This window comes from Methylobacterium aquaticum, assembly GCF_001043915.1.
Classification (GTDB): domain Bacteria; phylum Pseudomonadota; class Alphaproteobacteria; order Rhizobiales; family Beijerinckiaceae; genus Methylobacterium; species Methylobacterium aquaticum.
In genome coordinates, this window is sequence record NZ_LABX01000183.1 from 1 (window position 1) to 21,520 (window position 21,520).

Below are 21,520 nucleotides of genomic sequence, written 5' to 3' on the forward strand. Positions count from 1 at the left end.
AGCGGCGTCCCCTCTCCCGGCCTGCTCCGCAGGCCACCCTCCCCCGCAGAGGGGGGAGGGGTCATGCGCCCGGCCGTCGCGCTCGTCACGGTGTCGCCTTGGCGGCGCCCAGGCCCATCTCCCGCGCCACGTCGTCCAAAGGCGCGAGCTTGCCGGGGTCGCTCCCGAGCGCGGTCCGCGCCTGGGCCAGGACCGCCTCCGCCTTCGGCCGGTCGCCGAGAACCACGTAGGACCGCACCAGCCGGCCCCATTCCTCCGGCGAGCCGCCCTTCTCGGCGAGGCGCTGGGCCAGCCCCTCGACCATGCCGCGGATCATCCCTCGCTGCTCCTCGCTCATGCCGGGGGCCTTGGGCTGATCCTTGGCCTGACCCGCGGCGGCGGGAGCCGGCGCGGTGCCGTCCAGGCGGGCGAGGCTGTCGCGCACCATCGGCAGCCAGGGTGCCTCGGGCGGCGCGGCGGCGGCGAGCGCGGCGTAGCGGGTGCGCGCCTGGGCCCGGTCGCCGTCCTGCTCGGCGGCGCGGGCGAGGTAGAATTGCGGCTTGACCGCCTTGGCATCCTGCCGGAGCGCCCGCTCGAAGGCGTCGCGGGCCTTGGCCGAGACGACGCCGTCGCCCGCCGCCACCAGGGCCTCGCCGTAATCGGCCAGGCGCGTGGCGTCGTCGCCGAGGATCCGCAGGGCATTCTCGTAGGCTTTGGTCGCGTCCTCGATGCGGCCGAGGCGCAGGTAGACCGGAGCCAGCACCGTCCAGCCGCGGCCGTCTTCCGGCGCCTTGGCGAGATGGGCCTCGATCTGCGTCACCGCCGCCGCGAGGTCGTTGCCGGCCGACCGGGCATGGGCCAGCCGCTCGGCCTGGGGCTGGGCCGGCAGGTCCGGCGAGCCGTAGATGCCGTAGACGAGGAGGGCCACCAGCGGCACCGTCGAGAGGGCGAAGGCGGAGGCCGCCCGGCGCCGGCGCAGGGCCGGCTCGCCCATCGCTCCCGCGGTCCGGCCGGGCTCGCGGCTCGCTCGCAGCAGGCGGCGCGCCGCTTCCGCCCGGGCGGCCTCGGCCTCCGGCGCGGCGAGGAGCCCGCGGGCGGCGTCGCGGTCGATCTCGCGCAGCTGGTCGCGGTAGAACCCGGTCTCGGTGGCGATCCGTGCCTCGGCCTCGGGGAGGCCCGCGAGGGCCGGGCGGCGCGACATCGGCCAGAGCAAGGCGAGCACCGCCAGGCCGGTCATGAGCGCGAAGATGAACCAGATCGCCGTCATGCCCTCTTCTGTATCCCCCGGCCCGTGGCGACACGATTCCGGCCCGTGGCGACACGGTGTCACGTCGGGGACATCCCTCAAGGATGGTCCCGGCTCTCAGCGCGGCGCGACCGGCCAGAACAGGCTGATCAGCAGCGTGCCGACGACGATCACCGTGATCGAGAGCGGCAGGCCGAGGCGGGCGTAGTCGCCGAAGCGGTACCCGCCCGGGCCCATCACCAGGGTGTTGCACTGGTGGCCGATCGGGGTGAGGAAGTCGCAGGCCGCCCCCACCGACACCGCCATCAGGAACGGGTCCGGGTTGAGCCCGAGCTTCTGGGCCAGGCTGGCGCCGATCGGCCCCATCACCAGCACCGTCGCGGCGTTGTTGAGGAATGGCGTCACCGCCATGGCGGCGATCAGCAGCAGGCCGATCGCCAGCATCGGCGGCACCGTCTGCATGGCGTGCGAGAGCGCCCCGGCGATGAGGTCGGTGCCGCCGGTGGCCCGCACCGCGTCGCTCACCGGGATCAGGGCGCCGAGGAGCACGATCACCGGCCACTCGATCGTCTCGTAGGCGTCGTGCATGGTCATGACCCGCAGGACCAGGAGCAGCACCGCGGCGCCGAAGAAGGCCATCGCCACCGGCACGACATGCAGCGCGATCAGCGCCATCGCGCCGGCCAGCACCACGATCGGAAGATAGCTGCGGCGGCTGTGGCCCAGCGCCAGCTTGCGCTCGGCGAGGGGCAGGAGGCCGAATTCGGACAAGACGTCCGCCAGCCGCTCGGCTTCGGCGCGCAACACCACCACGTCGCCAGCCCGCAGGCGCACGCTGCCGATCCGCCGGGTGATCGCCGCGCCCGAGCGGCTGACCGCGAGGAGCGCGGTGCCGTAGCGGGCCGCAAGGTCCGCATCCGTCGCCGTGGTGCCGACGAGCGCCGAGCCGTCGGGAATCACCGCCTCGATCACCGTCATCTCACCGCCGGCCGGCTGGGTGCCGACCAGGGTGAGCTTGGCCCGCGCCACCAGGCGCTCCAGATCCTCCGGCTCGCCGTCGAGGAGCAGGATGTCGTCGGCGGCAAGCCGCCAGTCCGGCCCCGGCACGTAGCGGCGGAAACGCTCGCGGATCACCGTCGCCACGGTCACGTCGCCGTCGCCGAGCGCCTCCAGCTCGCCCACCGTGGCGCCGACGAGGGGCGACTCCGCCGGCAGGCACGCTTCCGTCGTGTAGGCTTCGATCCGGAAGGCGGCGGCCAGCGAGCCCGCCGGGCGCCGGTCCCGCGGCAGCAGCCGGTAGCTCAGCGACAGGAAGGCGAGGCCCGCCACCGCCAGCCCGAGACCGACCGGCGTGAAGTCGAACATCCCGAAGGGCTGGCCGGTGACGTCGGCCCGCACCTTGGCGACGATGATGTTGGTCGAGGTGCCGACCAGCGTGACGAGGCCGCCGATCAGCGAGGCGAAGGACATCGGCATCAGCAGCAGCGAGGCCGGCGTGCCGGTCTTGCGCCCGAGCTGGAGCGCCACCGGCATGAAGATCGCGAGCGCCCCGATATTCTTGGTGAAGATCGACAGGCCCATCACCGCGCCGGCCAGCGCCGGCACCTGCTGGCGGGGTTTTCTGAGATAGGGCAGGAGCGGGCGCATCGCGCTCTCGACCACCCCGGAGCGAGACACCGCGGCGGAGATCACCAGGGCGCTCGCCACGATGATCACCACGTCGTCGGCGAAGCCGTCGAAGGCTTTCGACGCCGGCACCAGCCCCAGCGCCACCCCGGCGACGAGGGACAGGAGCGCCACGAGGTCGTAGGGCAGCCGCCCCCAGACGAAGAGCAGGACGGTGACCCCGATGAGGCCGAAGGCGAGGCCCTGGTCGAGGGTCATGCGCGGGCGCTGCGAGCGAGAGGGCGGGGGCGTGTCATGCCGGGAGGGTGATCCTGCTGCCGAGTATCGGGCCTCCCTAGATTGGGCCGGGTGAGGCGGCGCCCAGGGTGGCGGATGGAAGAGTTTGCGCGGCCGGCACCTTTCCGCCGGGGCTGTCACGCGCCAAGCGGACGAAGCGTTGGCGGGCCAACGCTTCGTCCGCTTAGTTTCTTATCTGATCGCAGATTTTTGCCGCCGAACCGGTGACCACTTCGGCGAAATCGGCTGAGGCTCGGCCCCAGCCTCCCGGAGCCCCATCATGGAAGACCGCGTCCACCGGCCTGGCCGGTGCACGATCGCCGCGTTCGACCGTTTCGTCGACGCACAGCGCGACGAGCGCGACCGGGAACTCGTCGACGGCGACGTCGTCTTGATGACGAACCCGACCGAGAACCACGAGCAGATCGCCGGCCATCTCGGCGCGCCCCTGAAGCTCGCGATGGATGCCGCCGGCTGCCGGAGCGATCAGGGCGGCATGCGGGTGCAGCGCGACGACGATGGGCGCGGCCGCGACAGGCCCAAGCCGGACATCGTCGTGCGCGGCTGAGCCGGCGGAGCCTGCCCGCGCCTCGCACGTTGGGTGCGGGATCACGCCATCCGGGACCCCGCATGAGCTTCGCCTTCCTCACCCGCGCCTTCGGGCGCGACGCGCCGGACGACGCCGAGGAGCCTCAGGCTGCGCCGGTCCGGGCGTCGCGGCGCGACCGGCGGGCGGGCCGCGCCGATGCGGTGGTGACCGAGGCGCTGGGCCAGAAGGTGCTGCACGCCTTCCTTCAGAACCGCCATCAGACCCTGGTGCCGCTCACCCTGAACCTCCGGGTGCTGGAGCCCGCGCAGCGCGATCTCGTGATCCAGGCGATGGCGGCGGCGTTCCTGGCCCAGGGGCGCCGGCAGGACCCGGCACCGGTCCGCGACGCGCTCGCCCGGATCAGCGCCGCGGAGGCCGAGCGCCAGCGCCTCGACAAGGCGCTCGGCGCACCGCTCGCCCTCGGCGACCTCCTCGACGCCATCCAGGAGGCCGATCTCGGCGCCTATGCCTATGTCGCCTCGCTGCTCGCCGTCGACCAGCGCCTCAGGGTCAACCAACTGTATCTCGCCTATCTGGCCGAGCGGCTCGGGCTGCCCGAGGACGTGGTGTCGAGCCTGCACCGGCGCTACCGGGTCTGAGACTGCGTCTTCAGGGCGTCGGGTCGGGTCTTCTCCTCCGCATGGCCGGCCGCTACCCTGGAGGGATCGTCGCGCCGTCGATCCTGCCAGTTCTCGAGTTCCATGCCTCGCAGCCGCCCCGGCGCCCAGACCCGCGACGAGATCCTTCCGGCGGACGCGCCGTTCCCATCCGGTGCAAGCGCGTCCAGTCCAAGTTCGTCCGGCCCGAACGCCCGCGCCCGGACGGCGCCCCCCTCCGCCGATGCCCGGCTGCTCGCCATCGCGGCCGACCATCTGCGCCGGCTCGGTCACCGCCAGGTGACGGTGGTGGGGGTCGCGGCCGAGGCTGGCATGACCCATGCCAATGTCTACCGCTACTTCCCGTCCAAGACCGCCCTCGTCGATGCGGTGGCGGGCCGCTGGCTGCGGGAGGTCGAGGCCGAGCTGGGCGCCATCGCGGATGCGCCGGACCCCGCCGACGACAAGCTCGAACGGCTGCTCCTGGCCCTCGCCTCGATGCAGCGGGAGGTGCTGGCGCGGGACCCGCACCTGTTTGCGGTCCACCGCGACGCGACGGTCGAATCCCGGCCGATCGCCCGGCGCCACCGCGGCCGCCTGCGCCAACTGGTCGAGCGGGTGATCGAGGAGGGGATGAATGCCGGCACCTTCTCGTTGCGTGACCGCGAGCGCGGCCTGGCCTTCATCTTCGACACCAGCCACCGCTTCCTGCACCCGGTCTCGATCCAGCTCGATGCGGAGGTCCCCCGCGACCTGATCGAAGCCCGCCTCGGCGCGGTCATCCGGGCGATGTTACGGATCCTGCGCATCGGTACCCTGTAGTGGTGCTGACAAACTGTCAAAAATGTAACGATCGTGTGGATGTCGGCATAAGTCATTCATTAAAAACAACGATTCGGATCGCGTGGCGCGCCGCGAGCGCGGCTGTCGCGGTGCGCCAGGGCCTCGCGCGGGCCTTCGGGTTGTCGGGCACGGCTTTTTTCGCCAAAGAGGCACCCGCCGGCGCGGGCTCCTCGCGAGCGGACCCCGGCCCCCGACGGTTCCACCACACCGCGAAGGATCGGTTCTACATGGCACGCAAGAAGATCGCGCTCATCGGCGCTGGACAGATCGGCGGCACGCTCGCGCACCTCGCCGGCCTCAAGGAGCTGGGCGACGTCGTGCTGTTCGACATCGCCGATGGCGTGCCGCAGGGCAAGGGCCTCGACATCGCCGAGTCGGCTCCGGTCGACGGCTTCGACGCCAAGTATTCCGGCGCCAGCGACTACAGCGCGATCGCAGGGGCCGACGTGGTGATCGTGACGGCCGGCGTGCCGCGCAAGCCCGGCATGAGCCGCGACGACCTGATCGGCATCAACCTCAAGGTGATGGAAGCGGTCGGCACCGGCATCAAGACCCACGCCCCGAACGCCTTCGTGATCTGCATCACCAACCCGCTCGACGCGATGGTGTGGGCGCTCCAGAAGTTCTCCGGCCTCGACCCGAAGAAGATCGTCGGCATGGCCGGCGTGCTCGACTCGGCCCGCTTCCGCCACTTCCTGGCCGAGGAGTTCCAGGTCTCGGTCGAGGACGTGACCGCCTTCGTGCTCGGCGGCCACGGCGACGACATGGTGCCGCTGGTGCGCTACTCGACGGTGGCCGGCGTGCCGCTGCCCGACCTCGTCAAGATGGGCTGGACCACCCAGGAGAAGCTCGACGCCATGGTCGAGCGGACCCGCAAGGGCGGCGGCGAGATCGTCAACCTGCTCAAGACCGGCTCGGCCTTCTACGCGCCGGCCGCCTCGGCGATCGCCATGGCCGAGAGCTACCTCAAGGACAAGAAGCGGGTCCTGCCCTGCGCGGCCCACCTCACCGGCCAGTACGGCGTCGACGGCCTGTTCATCGGCGTGCCGATTGTGATCGGCGAGAACGGCGTCGAGCGCATCGTCGAGGTCGAGTTCACGGCTGAGGAGACGGCGATGTTCGAGAAGTCGGTCAACTCCGTGAAGGGCCTGGTCGAGGCCTGCAAGGGCATCAACGGCGCGCTGGCGTAAGGCCGGATCCCCACGGGGCGGCGCGGAGATCCGCGCCGCCCTCCGCGCACGCCAACACGCCCGCTAACGAAAGCTTTCCGCCGATGAACATCCACGAGTATCAAGCCAAGGCCGTCCTCAAGGAGTTCGGCCTGCCGGTCTCGAACGGCCGCGCCATCTTCAAGGCGTCCGAGGCCGAGGCCGCCGCCAACGAGCTGGGTGGCCCGCTCTGGGTCGTGAAGTCCCAGATCCATGCCGGCGGGCGTGGCAAGGGCAAGTTCAAGGAGGCCGAGGCCGGCGAGAAGGGCGGCGTGCGCCTCGCCAAGTCGGTCGAGGAGGTCAAGACCTTCTCCGAGCAGATGCTCGGCCGCACCCTCGTGACGGTGCAGACCGGCGAGGCCGGCAAGCAGGTCAACCGCCTCTACATCGAGGACGGCTCGGACATCGAGACCGAGTTCTACCTGTCGATGCTCGTCGACCGCGAGACCGGCAAGGTCGCCTTCGTGGTCTCGACCGAAGGCGGCATGGACATCGAGCAGGTCGCCCACGACACCCCTGAGAAGATCATCACCTTCTCGGTCGACCCGGCCACCGGCGTGATGCCGCATCACGGCCGCGCGGTCGCCAAGGCGCTCGGCCTCACCGGCCCGCTCGCCAAGGAGGCGGAGGATCTGACCACCAAGCTCTACCGGGCGTTCACCGCCAAGGACATGAGCATGCTGGAGATCAACCCGCTCATCGTCACCCAGGACGGGCACCTGAAGTGCCTGGACGCCAAGATCTCGTTCGACTCCAACAGCCTCTACCGTCACCCGGAGATCGTGCAGCTGCGCGACATCACCGAGGAGGACGAGAAGGAGATCGAGGCGTCGAAGTACGACCTCGCTTACATCGCCCTCGACGGCACGATCGGCTGCATGGTGAACGGCGCCGGCCTCGCCATGGCGACGCTCGACATCATCAAGCTCTACGGCGAGGAGCCGGCGAACTTCCTCGATGTCGGCGGCGGCGCCTCGGAGGAGAAGGTCACCGCGGCGTTCAAGATCATCACCGCCGACCCGAACGTGAAGGGCATCCTGGTCAACATCTTCGGCGGCATCATGAAGTGCGACGTGATCGCCAACGGGGTGATCGCGGCCGTCAAGGCGGTGGGCCTCCAGGTCCCGCTGGTGGTGCGCCTCGAGGGCACCAACGTCGAGAAGGGCAAGGAGATCATCCGCTCGTCGGGCCTCAACGTGATCCCGGCCGATGACCTCGACGACGCCGCCCAGAAGATCGTCGCGGCGGTGCGCAAGGGCTGATAGGCGCGCGGGGCCGGCCCGGACAAATCGGAGCGAGCGATGACGAAGGTGATCCTGGACCTCGACGAGACGACCCTCGACCGCGTCGCCAGCGTGGCGCGGGCGCGGCAGATCTCGATCGAGGACCTGCTTCAGCAGCAGGCCAGGGATCTCGTCGCGCTCGCCCCGATCGAGATCCACAATCCGGGCCACCGCGCGATCATGGCCGTGCTGGACGAGCCGCCGGAGGAGGGCCGCGCCGCCCTCCACGACCGGCGTCGGGGCCGGGCCGAGACCTACGCCGACACCCGTCGGCGTCTGCTCGCCCTGATTGACGCCACGACCGGCGATCTCGGGTCCGACGTCTGGAGCAGGACGCGCTCCTATGAGCCCTGACTGCTTCCTCGACACGAACGTGCTGATCTATGCGGCCCTCGGCCGCTTCTCGGCACCCAGCAAGTACGAGCGCGCCCGCCTGCTCATCGCGGAGACGGATTTCGGCATCTCGGGACAGGTCTTGCAGGAATTCTTCTACAACGCCACGCGCAAGTCGAAGACGCCGCTCACCGCGGCCGAAGCGATCGCGTGGATGGAAATCCTGCGGGACCGTCACTTCGCGTCCATCACCTTCGAGAGCGTCGCGCGGGCTGCCGAGATCTACGACCGCTACCGGATCAACTACTGGGACGCAGCGATCATCGCGGCGGCCGAGCGGCTCGATGCCCCGGTCGTCTACAGCGAAGACCTCAATGACGGGCAGACCTACGGCTCGGTCCGTGTGGTGAACCCGTTCCGTCCGATCTGAACACGCACGCCGGAAAGACACGCATGTCCATCCTCATCGACAAGAACACCAAGGTCATCTGCCAGGGCTTCACCGGCAAGAACGGGACCTTCCACTCCGAGCAGGCGATCGCCTACGGCACCAAGATGGTTGGCGGCACCTCGCCGGGGAAGGGCGGCGCGACCCATCTCGGCCTGCCGGTGTTCGACACCGTGAAGGAGGCTAGGGCCGCCACCGGCGCCGACGCCTCGGTGGTCTACGTGCCGCCGCCGGGCGCCGCCGACGCGATCTGCGAGGCGATCGACGCCGAGATCCCGCTGATCGTCTGCATCACCGAGGGCATCCCGGTTCTCGACATGGTGCGGGTGAAGCGCTCGCTCGAAGGCTCGAAGTCGCGCCTCATCGGCCCGAACTGCCCCGGCATCGTCACCGCCGGCGAGTCGAAGATCGGCATCATGCCGGCCAACATCTTCCATCCGGGCTCGGTCGGCATCGTGTCGCGCTCCGGCACGCTGACCTACGAGGCGGTGTTCCAGACCACCAACGAGGGCCTCGGCCAGACCACGGCCGTCGGCATCGGCGGCGACCCGGTCAAGGGCACCGAGTTCATCGCCATGCTGGAGATGTTCCTCGCGGACGACAAGACCGAGTCGATCGTGATGATCGGCGAGATCGGCGGCTCGGCCGAGGAAGAGGCGGCGCAGTTCATTCGCGACGAGGCCAAGCGCGGCCGCAAGAAGCCGATGGTCGGCTTCATCGCCGGTCGCACGGCGCCTCCCGGCCGCCGCATGGGCCATGCCGGCGCGATCATCTCGGGCGGCAAGGGCGGCGCCGAGGACAAGATCGCCGCGATGGAGGAGGCCGGCATCCGCGTCTCGCCGTCGCCGGCCCGCCTCGGCAAGACCCTGGTCGAGGTCCTGAAGGGCTGATTGCCCGTCAGATCCTTGCCCTTCGCCTCACGCATGGCAGGACTTGGCGTCGAGCAGGGCTTGGCGTCGAGCAGGGCTTGGCGTCGAGCAGGGCTTGGCGTCGAGCAGGGCTTGGCGTGCGGAATTGCGGTTCCGCACCCATATCGCAAGCAAACGTCAACTCTCTTGAGTGCGTAAGACATCCTGGCGCCCGGATCTTCGGGCGCCCCCACCGTCGCTCGCTCGCCATTCTCCCGCCTCAACTGAAGGGAAGAAGCCGGCGCATCGATCGACCAGCGCGGATAGACAGATCGCCATGGCACGCCAGGACGCGAACGACGCCCTCCTCGGAACCTCGTTCCTCTACGGAGGCAACGCCGACTACATCGAGGAGCTGTACGCGACCTACACCCGGGATCCCCAGTCGGTGGACCCCGAGTGGCGCAGCTTCTTCTCCAGCCTGAAGGAGGAGAGCGCGATCGTGGTCAAGAACGCCGAGGGCGCATCCTGGGCCAAGCCGAACTGGCCGATCGCCGCCAACGGCGACATCGTCTCGGCCCTCGACGGCAACTGGGCGCAGATCGAGAAGGCGGTCGGCGAGAAGATCAAGGCCAAGCAGGAGGCCAAGGGCCAGGCCGTCTCCGCGGCCGACGTCCAGCAGGCGACCAAGGATTCGGTCCGCGCGATCATGCTGATCCGCGCCTACCGCATGCGCGGCCACCTGCACGCCAGGCTCGATCCGCTGGGCCTCCAGCCGCGCGGCGACCACGAGGAACTGCACCCGCAGCATTACGGCTTCACCGAGGCCGACTGGGACCGCCCGATCTTCCTCGACAACGTGCTCGGCATGGAGTTCGGCACCATCCGGGAGATCGTGGCGATCCTGGAGCGGACCTACTGCCAGACGCTCGGCGTCGAGTTCATGCACATCTCCGATCCGGAGGAGAAAGCCTGGATCCAGGAGCGCATCGAGGGCAAGGACAAGGAGATCTCGTTCACCGAGCAGGGCCGGCGGGCGATCCTCAACAAGCTGATCGAGGCGGAGGGCTTCGAGAAGTTCCTGGATCTCAAGTACACCGGCACCAAGCGCTTCGGCCTCGACGGCTCGGAGGCGATGGTCCCGGCGCTCGAGCAGATCATCAAGCGCGGCGGTGCGCTCGGCGTCACCGACATCGTGCTCGGCATGGCCCATCGCGGCCGCCTCAACGTGCTCGCCAACGTGATGTCGAAGCCCTTCCGGGCGATCTTCCACGAGTTCAAGGGCGGCTCGTCCTCCCCGGCCGAGGTCGAGGGCTCGGGTGACGTGAAGTACCACCTCGGCGCGTCGAGCGACCGGGCCTTCGACGGCAACACCGTCCACCTGTCGCTGACCGCGAACCCCTCGCATCTCGAGATCGTCGATCCGGTGGTGCTCGGCAAGGTGCGCGCCAAGCAGGACCAGAAGGGCGACGAGCAGCGCACCACCGTGCTGCCGCTCCTCATCCACGGCGACGCCGCCTTCGCGGGCCAGGGCGTGGTGGCGGAGTGCTTCGGCCTGTCGGGCCTGAAGGGCCACCGCGCCGGCGGCTCGATCCACTTCATCATCAACAACCAGATCGGCTTCACCACCGATCCGCGCTTCTCGCGCTCCTCGCCCTATCCGTCCGACGTGGCGAAGATGGTCGAGGCGCCGATCTTCCACTGCAACGGCGACGACCCCGAGGCCGTCACCTTCGCGGCCAAGATCGCCACCGAGTACCGGCAGAAGTTCCACAAGCCGGTGGTGATCGACATGCTCTGCTACCGCCGCTTCGGCCACAACGAGGGTGACGAGCCCGCGTTCACCCAGCCGAAGATGTACCAGATCATCCGCAAGCACCCCTCGACGCTCGAGACCTACGGCAAGCGCCTGACCGAGAGCGGCGTGCTGAGCCAGAAGGAGCTGGAGGACCGCAAGGCGGAGTTCCGCGCCACCCTCGACAGCGAGTTCGACATCGCCACCGCCTACAAGGCCAACAAGGCCGACTGGCTCGATGGCCGCTGGTCGGGCCTGAAGGCGGTGCGCGAGGACGAGGACGACCCGCGCCGCGGCCGCACCGGCGTGCCGGCCGACACCCTGCGGCAGATCGGCAAGGCCATCACCACGGTGCCGGCCGACTTCCACCTGCACCGCACCATCCGGCGCTTCCTCGACAACCGCGCCAAGGCGATCGAGACCGGCGAGGGCCTGGACTGGGCCACCGCCGAGGCCCTGGCCTTCGGCTCGCTCCTGACGGAGGGCCACCGGGTCCGCCTGTCGGGCCAGGACGTCGAGCGCGGTACCTTCTCGCAGCGCCATTCGGTGGTGATCGACCAGGAGAACGAGGAGCGCTACACGCCCCTCAACCACATCAAGGACGGTCAGAGCCGCTACGAGGTCATCAACTCGATGCTCTCGGAGGAGGCGGTGCTCGGCTTCGAGTACGGCTACTCGCTGGCCGAGCCGAATTCCCTGGTGCTGTGGGAGGCGCAGTTCGGCGACTTCGCCAACGGCGCGCAGGTCGTGGTCGACCAGTTCATCAGTAGCGGCGAGCGCAAGTGGCTGCGCATGTCGGGCCTCGTGATGCTGCTGCCGCACGGCTACGAGGGCCAGGGACCGGAGCATTCCTCGGCCCGTCTCGAGCGCTACCTCCAGATGTGCGCCGAGGACAACATGCAGGTCGCCAACTGCACGACGCCCTCGAACTACTTCCACATCCTGCGCCGGCAGCTGAAGCGGGACTTCCGCAAGCCGCTGGTGCTGATGACCCCGAAGTCGCTGCTGCGCCACAAGCGGGCGGTCTCGGCGCTCTCGGACATCGCCGAGGGCTCGACCTTCCACCGGGTGCTGTGGGACGACGCCGAGAAGGCGCAGGACGGCGTGAAGCTGGCCAAGGACGACAAGGTCCGGCGGGTCGTGCTCTGCTCGGGCAAGGTCTATTACGACCTCTACGAGGAGCGCGAGAAGCGCGGCATCTCCGACGTGTACCTGATGCGCGTCGAGCAGCTCTACCCGTTCCCGCTGAAGTCGCTGGCGACCGAGGTCTCCCGGTTCCGCAACGCCGAGGTGGTGTGGTGCCAGGAGGAGCCCAAGAACATGGGTTCGTGGGCCTTCGTCGAGCCCTATCTCGAATGGGTCCTCAACCAGGCCGGCTCCGCCTCCAAGCGCCCGCGCTACATCGGCCGCCCGGCCTCGGCCTCGACCGCCGTCGGCCTGATGTCGAAGCATCTCGACCAGCTCCAGGCTTTCCTCAACGAGGCCCTGGCGGTCTGATCCCAAGGTACCTCCCAAGTCACCGGCGCCCCGCCCGGGGCGCCGCCTGAGTTTTTCCGGGCGCATCCCCACCGCCCCAACCCCCGACGGAAGACATGGCCACCGAAATCCGCGTCCCGACGCTCGGCGAGTCCGTGAGCGAGGCCACGATCGGCCGCTGGTTCAAGAAGCCCGGCGACACCGTGAAGGCGGACGAGCCGCTGGTCGAACTCGAGACCGACAAGGTCACCCTGGAGGTCAACGCCCCGGCCTCCGGCCAGCTCGGCGACATCGTCGCCAAGGACGGCGAGACGGTGGAGCCGGGCGCGCTCCTCGGCTCGATCGTCGAGGGCGGCGCGAGCGCCGGCAACGGCGCGGCCGCTCCGAAGGCCGAGGCCCCCAAGGGAGCCTCCAAGGAAGCCCCCAAGGAAGCCCCGAAGGCTGCCGCCGAGGCGCCGGCCAAGTCGTCGTCGGCCTCCTACGGCAGCCACGGCGACGCCGCTCCGAAGGCTCACGCCTCCGGCGACAACGGCCCGGCCGTCGCGCGCCTCGCCCAGGAATCCGGCGTCGACCCGTCGTCGGTGAAGGGCAGCGGCAAGGATGGCCGCGTCACCAAGGGCGACATGCTCTCGGCGATCTCGTCGGGCGCCGCCGCTCCCGCCCCGGCCGCGGCCCCGCAGGTCGCCCGCGCCCCGTCCGCCCCGGACGATGCCTCCCGCGAGGAGCGGGTGCGGATGACCAAGCTGCGCCAGACCATCGCCCGGCGCCTCAAGGACGCGCAGAACACCGCCGCCATGCTGACGACGTTCAACGACGTCGACATGGGCGCGGTGATGGCCCTGCGCCAGCAGTACAAGGACGTGTTCGAGAAGAAGCACGGCGCCAAGCTCGGCTTCATGGGCTTCTTCACCAAGGCGGTGATCGGCGCCCTGAAGGACGTGCCGGCAGTCAACGCCGAGATCGACGGCCAGGACATCGTCTACAAGAACTACTACCACGTCGGCATTGCCGTCGGCACCGACAAGGGTCTGGTCGTGCCGGTGGTGCGCGACGCCGACCAGCTGTCGATCGCCGGGATCGAGAAGGCCATCACCGGCTTCGGCCGCAAGGCCCGCGACGGCAAGCTGTCGATCGAGGACATGCAGGGCGGCACGTTCACGATCACCAACGGCGGCATCTACGGCTCGCTGATGTCGACCCCGATCCTCAACGCGCCGCAATCCGGCATCCTCGGCATGCACCGCATCGAGGAGCGCCCGGTCGTGCGGGGCGGCAAGATCGAGGCGCGGCCGATGATGTACCTGGCCCTGTCCTACGATCACCGGATCGTCGACGGGAAGGAGGCCGTGACCTTCCTGGTGCGGGTCAAGGAGGCCCTGGAGGATCCGGCGCGCCTCGTGCTCGACCTTTGAGGACAGGCTGAGACCTGCCCCTCGCTCGATCGAGGGGGTATCCGGGAACACTGGCGCGACGAGAAGGGCGCGGGTTCCTGCTCTCCCCGCGGGCGGGGAGAGGGCTTCATCCCCCTTGTCGGGGATGAAGCAAGCCCGCAGGGCGAGGGTGAGGGGGTGTCTCCGGAGGCGCCGCATCCGGCATCACCCCCTCACCTCGCTCGGGCTTTCGCCTCCGCTTGCCGCGTCTCCTGAACGCAGACACGCCCCTCTCCCCGCCCGCGGGGGAGGAGAAACCCAGCGCCTCTTCTTTTCCCCTGGATCGCTTTGCCGTCCGGGAGAGGGGCCTCTCGCATCGGAGCACGACGATGACCGACAAGGTCCTGGTGGTCACCGGCGGCAGCCGCGGCATCGGCCGGGCGGTGGCCTTGCGGGCGGCGCGGGCCGGCTGGCGGCTCTGCTTCTCCTACGTCGCGGCCAAGGACGCCGCCGATGCCCTGGTGCGGGAGATCGCGGATCTCGGCGGCACCGCGCTCGCGGTCCGGAGCGACGTCGCGGTCGAGGCCGACATCCCGGCCCTGTTCCGGGCCGCCGATGGTCTCGGTCCGCTCGGCGGCCTCGTCAACAATGCCGGCGTCGTCGATTATGCCGCCCGGGTCGACGAGATGACGTTCGCGCGCCTCAACCGGATGATGACCACCAACGTCATCGGCTCGTTCCTGTGCGCAGGCGAGGCCGTGCGCCGGATGTCGACCCGGCATGGCGGGCAGGGCGGCGTCATCGTCAACATCTCGTCGGTGGCGGCGCGGCTCGGCGCGCCGGGCCAGTACGTCGATTACGCGGCATCCAAGGGCGCCATCGACACCTTCACCACCGGCCTCGCCGGCGAGGTCGCCCAGGAAGGCATCCGGGTCAACGGCGTCGCCCCCGGCCTGATCGAGACCGACATCCATGCCAGCGGCGGCCAGCCGGACCGGCTCGCGCGGCTCAGCCCCCTGGTGCCGATGAAGCGCTCCGGCACCGCCGACGAGGTCGCGGCCGCGGTGCTGTGGCTTCTCTCGGAGGAAGCCTCCTACGCCACCGGCGCGACCCTGACCATCTCGGGCGGCCGCTGACCGTCCTCGCCCCTCACCTCCATCCCGCGGCGGCGCCGTCCCGGCCCACCGCTCCCAACCTCGCGAGTCCCGCATGTCCTCCTACGATCTCGTCGTCATCGGCACCGGCCCCGGCGGTTACGTCTGCGCGCTGCGCGCCGCCCAGCTCGGCCTGAAGACCGCCGTGGTCGAGAAGCGCCCGACCCATGGCGGCACCTGCCTCAATGTCGGCTGCATTCCGTCGAAGGCCCTGCTCCACGCCTCCGAGGCGTTCGAGGAGGCGACCAAGCACTTCCCGGTACTGGGCATCACCGTCGGCGAGCCGAAGCTCGACTTGTCCAAGATGATGGCGTTCAAGCAGGACGGCGTCGACGGCAACACCAAGGGCGTCGCGTTCCTGCTCAAGAAGAACGGCATCGACGCCTTCCAGGGCACCGGCCGTCTCGCCGGCGCCGGCCGGGTCGAGGTGACGTCGGAGGATGGGGCTAACCAGATCCTGGAGGCCCGGAACGTCGTCATCGCGACGGGCTCGGACGTCGCCAACCTGCCGGGCGTCACCATCGACGAGGAGGTGGTGGTCTCCTCCACCGGCGCCCTCGACCTGGCGAAGGTCCCGGGCAAGCTCGTGGTCATCGGCGCCGGCGTCATCGGCCTCGAACTCGGCTCGGTCTGGCGGCGGCTGGGCGCCGAGGTGACGGTGGTCGAGTACCTGGACCGCATCCTGCCGGGCATGGACGGCGAGGTCGGCAAGCAGTTCCAGCGCATCCTCCAGAAGCAGGGCATCACCTTCCGCCTGTCGCAGAAGGTCACGGGCGTCGCGCGCAGCGGTGAGGGGGCCACGGTCACGGTGGAGCCGGCTTCGGGCGGCGCGGCCGAGACCCTGGAGGCCGACGTGGTGCTGGTGGCGATCGGCCGCGTGCCCTACACGGCGGGCCTCGGCCTGGAGACGGTCGGCGTCCAGCTCGACACCAAGGGCCGGATCCAGACCGACGACCGCTACGCCACCAACGTCACCGGCCTCTACGCCATCGGCGACGTGATCGCCGGCCCGATGCTCGCCCACAAGGCCGAGGACGAGGGCGTCGCGGTGGCGGAGATCCTGGCCGGCAAGGCCGGTCACGTGAATTACGGCGTGATTCCGAACGTGGTCTACACCACGCCGGAGGTCGCCTCGGTCGGCAAGTCCGAGGAGGAGCTGAAGAAGGACGGGATCGCCTACAATATCGGCAAGTTCCCGTTCACTGCCAACGGCCGCGCCAAGGTGAACCACACCACCGACGGCTTCGTGAAGGTTCTGGCCGACGCCGCCACCGACCGGGTGCTCGGCGTCCACATCGTCGGGCCGGATGCCGGCAACCTCATCATGGAGGTCGCGGTGGCGATGGAGTTCGGCGCCTCCTCGGAGGATATCGCCCGCACCTGCCACGCCCACCCGACCCTGACCGAGGCGGTGAAGGAAGCCGCCCTCGCGGTGGAGAAGCGCGCGCTGCACATGTGAGGACGGGCTGCCGTTCGCAAAGCGCGCGCGGATGGACCCTCCCCCGCAGAGGGGGGAGGGTTGGGCGCCAAGCCTGATCGATTGCGAGAGAAGCGTCACGATCGCATTGCCATCGCGAAGCTTCTCTCGCTCTTTGGTTTTGCCGCATTGTCTACGACGAACCGGTATCCACTTCGTCGGAAAATGCTCTCAGTCGAAGGATCCACGACGATGGACGGTGCGGCAGCACGCGGGACCACCACACCCCCCGCGGTCGTCGTGGTGATGGGCGTGTCGGGGTCCGGCAAGACCACGGTGGCGAGCCTGCTTGCCGGTCGGCTCGGCTGGGAGTTCGAGGACGGCGACGATTTCCATCCCGCCGCCAACGTCGAGAAGATGCAGGCCGGCACGCCGCTGACCGACGAGGACCGCTGGCCCTGGCTCGCCGCCATCGCGGCCTGGATCGACCGGCTCCGCGCCGAGGGGCGGCACGGGGTGGTGACCTGCTCGGCCCTGAAGCGGGCCTATCGCGAGATCCTGGTCGGGGATCGTCCCGATGTGCGCCTCGTCTACCTCAAGGGCGACCGCGCGCTGATCGGCCGGCGGATGGCCGCCCGCCACGGCCATTTCATGCCGACGAGTCTGCTCGACAGCCAGTTCCGGACCCTGGAGGAGCCGGCGCCCGAGGAGCACCCGCTCGTGGTCTCGGTCGGCGCCACCCCGCAGGCGATCGTGGCCACGATCGGCGAGGTCCTGACTGGCCGGCCGGTGCCGGGCGCCTGATCCGCGCCGGCCAGCCGCATTCACCATTTCTTGAGTTTGGTTTTTGACAGTCCGGGCTGCCCGTGCCATCGCCAGGGCATGCTGGACAATACCCATGCCCGGTAACCGGCCGAGTTCGCACGAGACACTGTTTCCCGGTGGTGGCGAGATGGGCGCCCGTCTGCGCGCCCATGACTGGGCGGCGACATCCCTCGGGCCGGTCGCCGGCTGGCCGCCAACGCTGACCACGGCGGTGCGGATCATGCTCGGCTCCCGCTTCGCCATGTGGATGGCGTGGGGCCCCGACCTCACCTTCTTCTGCAACGACGCCTACCGGCCGACCCTCGGCGTCAAGGACGCCTGGGCCCTCGGCTCCCGCTCGGACGTGGTCTGGGCCGAGATCTGGCCCGATATCGGTCCGCGCATCGCCCAGGTGCTGCGCACGGGCGAGGCGACCTGGGACGAGGCGCTGCTGCTGTTCCTGGAAAGGCGCGGCTTCGCGGAAGAGACGTATCACACCTTCTCGTACAGCCCGCTGGCGGATGAATCCGGCACCGTGACCGGCATGCTCTGTGTCGTCTCTGAGGAGACCGAGCGGGTCATCGGCGAGCGCCGCCTGCGCTGCTTGCGCGACCTGGGCGCCGGCATGGCGGCGGCCCGCACCGGGGCGGAGGTCGGCGCGGTGGTGGCCGGCTGCCTCGGGGAGGGCACCCGCGACCTGCCCGTGGCCCTCGCCTTCCTGGCGGGCGATGCGCCGGCTCTGCTCGCCCATGCGGGACTCGGGCCCGACCACGCCGCCGCCGCGCGGCCGGGCGAGGCGGCCTCCGCCGCGCTGGAGTGCCTCGGCCCCGCGGTACCGGTGGCGGCCCTCGGCCCGCTCTTCGCGGACCTGCCGGCCGGCCCCTGGGACCAGCCCCCGACCCACGCCCTCGTCGTGCCGATCGCCCAGCAGGGCCAGAGCCGCCCGGCCGGGGTGTTCGTCGCGGGCTTGAATCCCTACCGGCCCCTCGACGAGGCATATCGCGGCTTCGTCGACCTGTTCGTCGGCCAGATCGCCACGGGGCTCGCCAACGCCAACGCCTACGAGGCCGAGCGGCGCCGGGCCGAGGCCCTCGCCGAACTCGACCGGCAGAAGACCGTGTTCTTCTCCAACGTCAGCCACGAGTTCCGCACGCCCCTGACCCTGATGCTGGGGCCGCTGACCGAGGTGCTGGATTCCGCCCCCGCCGCCCTCGACTCCGACACGCGCCGCCTGGTCGAGCTGGCCCATCGTAACGGCCTGCGGCTGTTGAAGCTCGTCAACGCGCTCCTCGATTTCTCCCGCATCGAGGCCGGCCGGGCCCAGGCCGCCTTCGAGCCCCTCGACCTTGCCCGCTTCACCGCGGAACTCGCCTCCAGCTTCCGCTCGGCCACCGACAAGGCCGGCCTCGTCCTCGACGTCGATTGCACGAGCCTGCCGGAGCCGGCCTTCGTCGACCCGGAGATGTGGGAGAAGGTCGTCCTCAACCTCGTCTCCAATGCCTTCAAGTTCACCCTCGCCGGCCGCATTGCCGTGCGGCTGCGGGCGGAAGGCGGACGGGCGCTGCTGTCGGTCGCGGATACCGGCCTCGGCATCCCGGAGGCCGAGCTGCCGCGGCTGTTCGAGCGCTTCCACCGGGTTGAGGGCGCGCAGGGCCGCAGCTTCGAGGGGTCCGGCATCGGCCTCGCCCTCGTCCAGGAGCTGGTCCGGCTGCATGGCGGCACGGTCGGGGTTGAGAGCCGGCTGGGCGAGGGCAGCACCTTCACGGTGAGCCTGCCGCTGGGCCAGGTCCACCTGCCCCAGGACCGCATCCGCGCCGCCCGGGCCGGGGTGTCCACCGCCACCCGCTCCCACGTCTATGTCGAGGAGGCGACGCGCTGGCTCGACGACGGGCCTGCGGGCCCGCCCGATCTCGGCGAGGCGCCCCGTCCCGTCCCGCCCGGCCTCACCGGCCGGGTGCTGCTCGCCGACGACAACAGCGACATGCGGGCGTATGTCGGGCGCCTGCTCGGCGACAGCGGCCATGTCGTCGAGGCGGTGGGCGATGGGACCGCGGCCCTGGAGGCGGCCCGCCGCCACGCCCCCGACCTCGTCCTCTCCGACGTGATGATGCCGGGCCTCGACGGGTTCGGGCTGCTCGCCGCGCTCCGGGACGATCCGGCGCTCCGGGGCGTCCCCGTGATCCTGCTGTCGGCCCGGGCGGGCGAGGAGGCCCGCATCGAGGGCCTCGCCGCGGGCGCCGACGATTACCTGATCAAGCCGTTCTCGGCCCGCGAGCTGCTGGCCCGGGTGGAGACCAACCTGCGCCTCGCCCGGGTCCGGCGGGAGGCGGCGGATGCCCTGCGGCGGGTCAACGAGACCCTGGAGGCCCAGGTCGCCGCCCGCACCCGCGAGCGCGACCGGATGTGGCGCCTGTCGAAGGACGTGATGCTCATCGCGCGCTTCGACGGCACCATGACGGCGCTCAATCCGGCCTGGCAGGCGGTGTTGGGCTGGCAGCCGGCCGATCTCGTCGGCCGCTCGTTCCTCGACCTCGTCCATCCGGACGACCATGCGCGCACCGAGGCGGAGGCCCGGCGCATCGAGCAGGGCGAGACCACGCTGCTGTTCGAGAACCGCTACCGCCACGCCGACGGCTCCTACCGCACCCTGTCCTGGACGGCGGTGCCGGGGGAGGACCACCTGCACGCGGTCGGGCGCGACGTGACCGAGCAGCGCGAGCTGGAGGACGCCTTCCGCCAGTCGCAGAAGATGGAGGCGGTGGGCCAGCTCACCGGCGGCATCGCCCACGACTTCAACAACCTGCTCACCGGCATCATCGGCTCCCTCGACCTCCTGTCGACGCGCTTGCGCCAGGGGCGCACCGACGTCGTCGAGCGCTACATCGAGGCGGCGCTGGCCTCGGCCCACCGGGCCGCGGCGCTGACCCATCGCCTGCTGGCCTTCGCGCGGCGCCAGCCCCTCGATCCGCGCCCCGTCGATGCCAACGCCCTCGTCGCCTCCTTGGAAGATCTGGTGGGCCGGACCCTCGGCGAGACCGTCTCCCTGGAGAGCCGCCTCTCGGACGGCCTGTGGCCGGCGCTCTGCGACGCCAACCAGCTCGAGAGCGCGATCCTCAACCTCGCCATCAACGCCCGCGATGCGATGCCCGACGGCGGGCGCCTCACCATCGAGACCCGCAACGTCACCCTCGACAGGGTCTTCGCCGCCGCCCATGGCGACGTGGCGCCGGGCGCCTATGTCCGGCTCGCGGTGACCGATACCGGCACCGGCATGCCGCCCGAGGTGGTGCGCCGCGCCTTCGACCCGTTCTTCACCACCAAGCCGATCGGCCAGGGCACGGGCCTCGGCCTGTCGATGATCTACGGCTTCGCCCGCCAGTCCGGCGGCCACGCGGTCATCGCCTCGGAGGTCGGACGCGGCACCACCGTGGCGCTCTACCTGCCGCGCCACGACCTCCCGCTCCAGGCCGGCCCGCCCGCCGAGGCGGAGAGCCTGCCCCCCGGCCCGGCCGAGACGCCCGCCGGCAGCGGCGAGACCGTGCTGGTGGTGGAGGACGAGCCGGCGGTGCGCAGCCTCATCGTCGACGTGCTGCGCGACCTCGGCTACCGGGCGCTGGAGGCCGAGGACGGCCCGGCCGGCCTCGCGGCCCTGCGGGGGGCCGCCCGCATCGACCTTCTCGTCACCGATGTCGGCCTGCCGGGCCTCAACGGACGCCAGCTCGCCGACGACGCCCGCGAGCACCGCCCAGGGCTCAAGGTGCTGTTCATCACCGGCTACGCCGAGAACGCCGCCATGGCCGGCTTCCTGGCGCCCGGCATGCAGATGATCACCAAGCCGTTCCCGGTGGATCTGCTGGCGCGGAGAATCCGGGCGATGATCGAGGGCGGATCTTCGTAGGGCCAGAGCGTTTCGTGCTTAATAATAAGCATTTGAAGTTTTATAAGACTTTAGATGGGGGCGCGTCCCCCTCCCATGCGGGAGAGGGGAAGCGCGCTCGTGTTGATATCGGGGAAGAAGCGGTTGATCGGTGAGGTCTGGGCGTGATCGGCTGACCGTGAAGGTCCATGCGCCGGACGCCCTCTCAGCCATGCGCGGGTGAGGAGCGAGGCCCCCCGGGGTGGACCTCGCGCCCGAACCCCTGTAACAGCTGCCTCCTCCACGAAAAGACCGTAGGGATTCCCCGCGCGCCGCGAGCGCCCGCCGCCATGCGGCCGGCCCTCAGACGAGG

The 21,520-nt window shown here is 70.3% G+C and carries 16 protein-coding genes; 14 read left to right on the forward strand and 2 right to left on the reverse strand.

Annotation, left to right across the window (positions count from 1 at the left end; all coding sequences use genetic code 11):
• Positions 1 to 85: 85 nt before the first annotated feature.
• Positions 86 to 1,246, reverse strand: a complete 1,161-nt coding sequence (ccmI, locus tag VP06_RS22620; RefSeq protein WP_048466049.1) for a c-type cytochrome biogenesis protein CcmI — start codon at positions 1,244 to 1,246, stop codon at positions 86 to 88.
• A 96-nt stretch (positions 1,247 to 1,342) separates the two neighbouring features.
• Positions 1,343 to 3,109, reverse strand: coding sequence for an SLC13 family permease (locus VP06_RS22625; protein ID WP_048466050.1), 1,767 nt, complete (start codon positions 3,107 to 3,109; stop codon positions 1,343 to 1,345).
• A 298-nt stretch (positions 3,110 to 3,407) separates the two neighbouring features.
• Here VP06_RS22625 and VP06_RS22630 point away from each other — a divergent pair, with 298 nt between their 5' ends.
• The 14 genes from VP06_RS22630 to VP06_RS22695 all read left to right on the forward strand — a co-directional run bounded on the left by VP06_RS22630 (position 3,408) and on the right by VP06_RS22695 (position 21,189).
• Positions 3,408 to 3,695 (forward strand): PDDEXK family nuclease, encoded by a 288-nt coding sequence (locus VP06_RS22630; RefSeq protein ID WP_156295726.1) that lies wholly within the window; start codon positions 3,408 to 3,410, stop codon positions 3,693 to 3,695.
• A 62-nt stretch (positions 3,696 to 3,757) separates the two neighbouring features.
• A complete protein-coding gene (locus VP06_RS22635; protein ID WP_048466051.1) occupies positions 3,758 to 4,315 on the forward strand; it encodes a DUF533 domain-containing protein in 558 nt (185 codons plus the stop codon).
• Positions 4,316 to 4,417: 102 nt separating this feature from the next.
• On the forward strand, positions 4,418 to 5,134 hold the full coding sequence (locus VP06_RS22640) for a TetR/AcrR family transcriptional regulator (RefSeq protein WP_082167560.1): 717 nt from the start codon (positions 4,418 to 4,420) through the stop codon (positions 5,132 to 5,134).
• A gap of 248 nt (positions 5,135 to 5,382) precedes the next feature.
• Positions 5,383 to 6,345 (forward strand): malate dehydrogenase, encoded by a 963-nt coding sequence (mdh, locus tag VP06_RS22645; RefSeq protein ID WP_048466052.1) that lies wholly within the window; start codon positions 5,383 to 5,385, stop codon positions 6,343 to 6,345.
• Between the two features lie 83 nt (positions 6,346 to 6,428).
• Positions 6,429 to 7,625 carry an ADP-forming succinate--CoA ligase subunit beta gene (gene sucC, locus VP06_RS22650; protein ID WP_048466053.1) on the forward strand — a complete coding sequence of 399 codons (1,197 nt, stop codon included), beginning with the start codon at positions 6,429 to 6,431 and terminating at the stop codon, positions 7,623 to 7,625.
• Positions 7,626 to 7,664: 39 nt separating this feature from the next.
• A complete protein-coding gene (locus tag VP06_RS22655; RefSeq protein ID WP_048466054.1) occupies positions 7,665 to 8,000 on the forward strand; it encodes a hypothetical protein in 336 nt (111 codons plus the stop codon).
• Positions 7,990 to 8,409, forward strand: a complete 420-nt coding sequence (locus VP06_RS22660; protein WP_048466055.1) for a PIN domain-containing protein — start codon at positions 7,990 to 7,992, stop codon at positions 8,407 to 8,409. Before VP06_RS22655 ends, VP06_RS22660 begins: the two co-directional genes overlap by 11 nt.
• 23 nt (positions 8,410 to 8,432) lie before the next feature.
• Positions 8,433 to 9,317, forward strand: coding sequence for a succinate--CoA ligase subunit alpha (sucD, locus tag VP06_RS22665; protein ID WP_048466056.1), 885 nt, complete (start codon positions 8,433 to 8,435; stop codon positions 9,315 to 9,317).
• A gap of 295 nt (positions 9,318 to 9,612) precedes the next feature.
• The gene (locus VP06_RS22670; RefSeq protein WP_048466057.1) at positions 9,613 to 12,567 is read left to right on the forward strand and encodes a 2-oxoglutarate dehydrogenase E1 component; all 2,955 of its coding nucleotides are present in this window, start codon (positions 9,613 to 9,615) and stop codon (positions 12,565 to 12,567) included.
• Between the two features lie 95 nt (positions 12,568 to 12,662).
• On the forward strand, positions 12,663 to 13,958 hold the full coding sequence (odhB, locus tag VP06_RS22675) for a 2-oxoglutarate dehydrogenase complex dihydrolipoyllysine-residue succinyltransferase (RefSeq protein ID WP_048466058.1): 1,296 nt from the start codon (positions 12,663 to 12,665) through the stop codon (positions 13,956 to 13,958).
• Between the two features lie 347 nt (positions 13,959 to 14,305).
• Positions 14,306 to 15,052 (forward strand): SDR family oxidoreductase, encoded by a 747-nt coding sequence (locus VP06_RS22680; protein ID WP_048466059.1) that lies wholly within the window; start codon positions 14,306 to 14,308, stop codon positions 15,050 to 15,052.
• A 73-nt stretch (positions 15,053 to 15,125) separates the two neighbouring features.
• Positions 15,126 to 16,529, forward strand: coding sequence for a dihydrolipoyl dehydrogenase (gene lpdA, locus VP06_RS22685; RefSeq protein ID WP_048466060.1), 1,404 nt, complete (start codon positions 15,126 to 15,128; stop codon positions 16,527 to 16,529).
• 210 nt (positions 16,530 to 16,739) lie between these two features.
• The gene (locus tag VP06_RS22690) at positions 16,740 to 17,291 is read left to right on the forward strand and encodes a gluconokinase (protein ID WP_048466061.1); all 552 of its coding nucleotides are present in this window, start codon (positions 16,740 to 16,742) and stop codon (positions 17,289 to 17,291) included.
• A gap of 148 nt (positions 17,292 to 17,439) precedes the next feature.
• On the forward strand, positions 17,440 to 21,189 hold the full coding sequence (locus VP06_RS22695; RefSeq protein ID WP_197093257.1) for an ATP-binding protein: 3,750 nt from the start codon (positions 17,440 to 17,442) through the stop codon (positions 21,187 to 21,189).
• Positions 21,190 to 21,520: the final 331 nt, after the last annotated feature.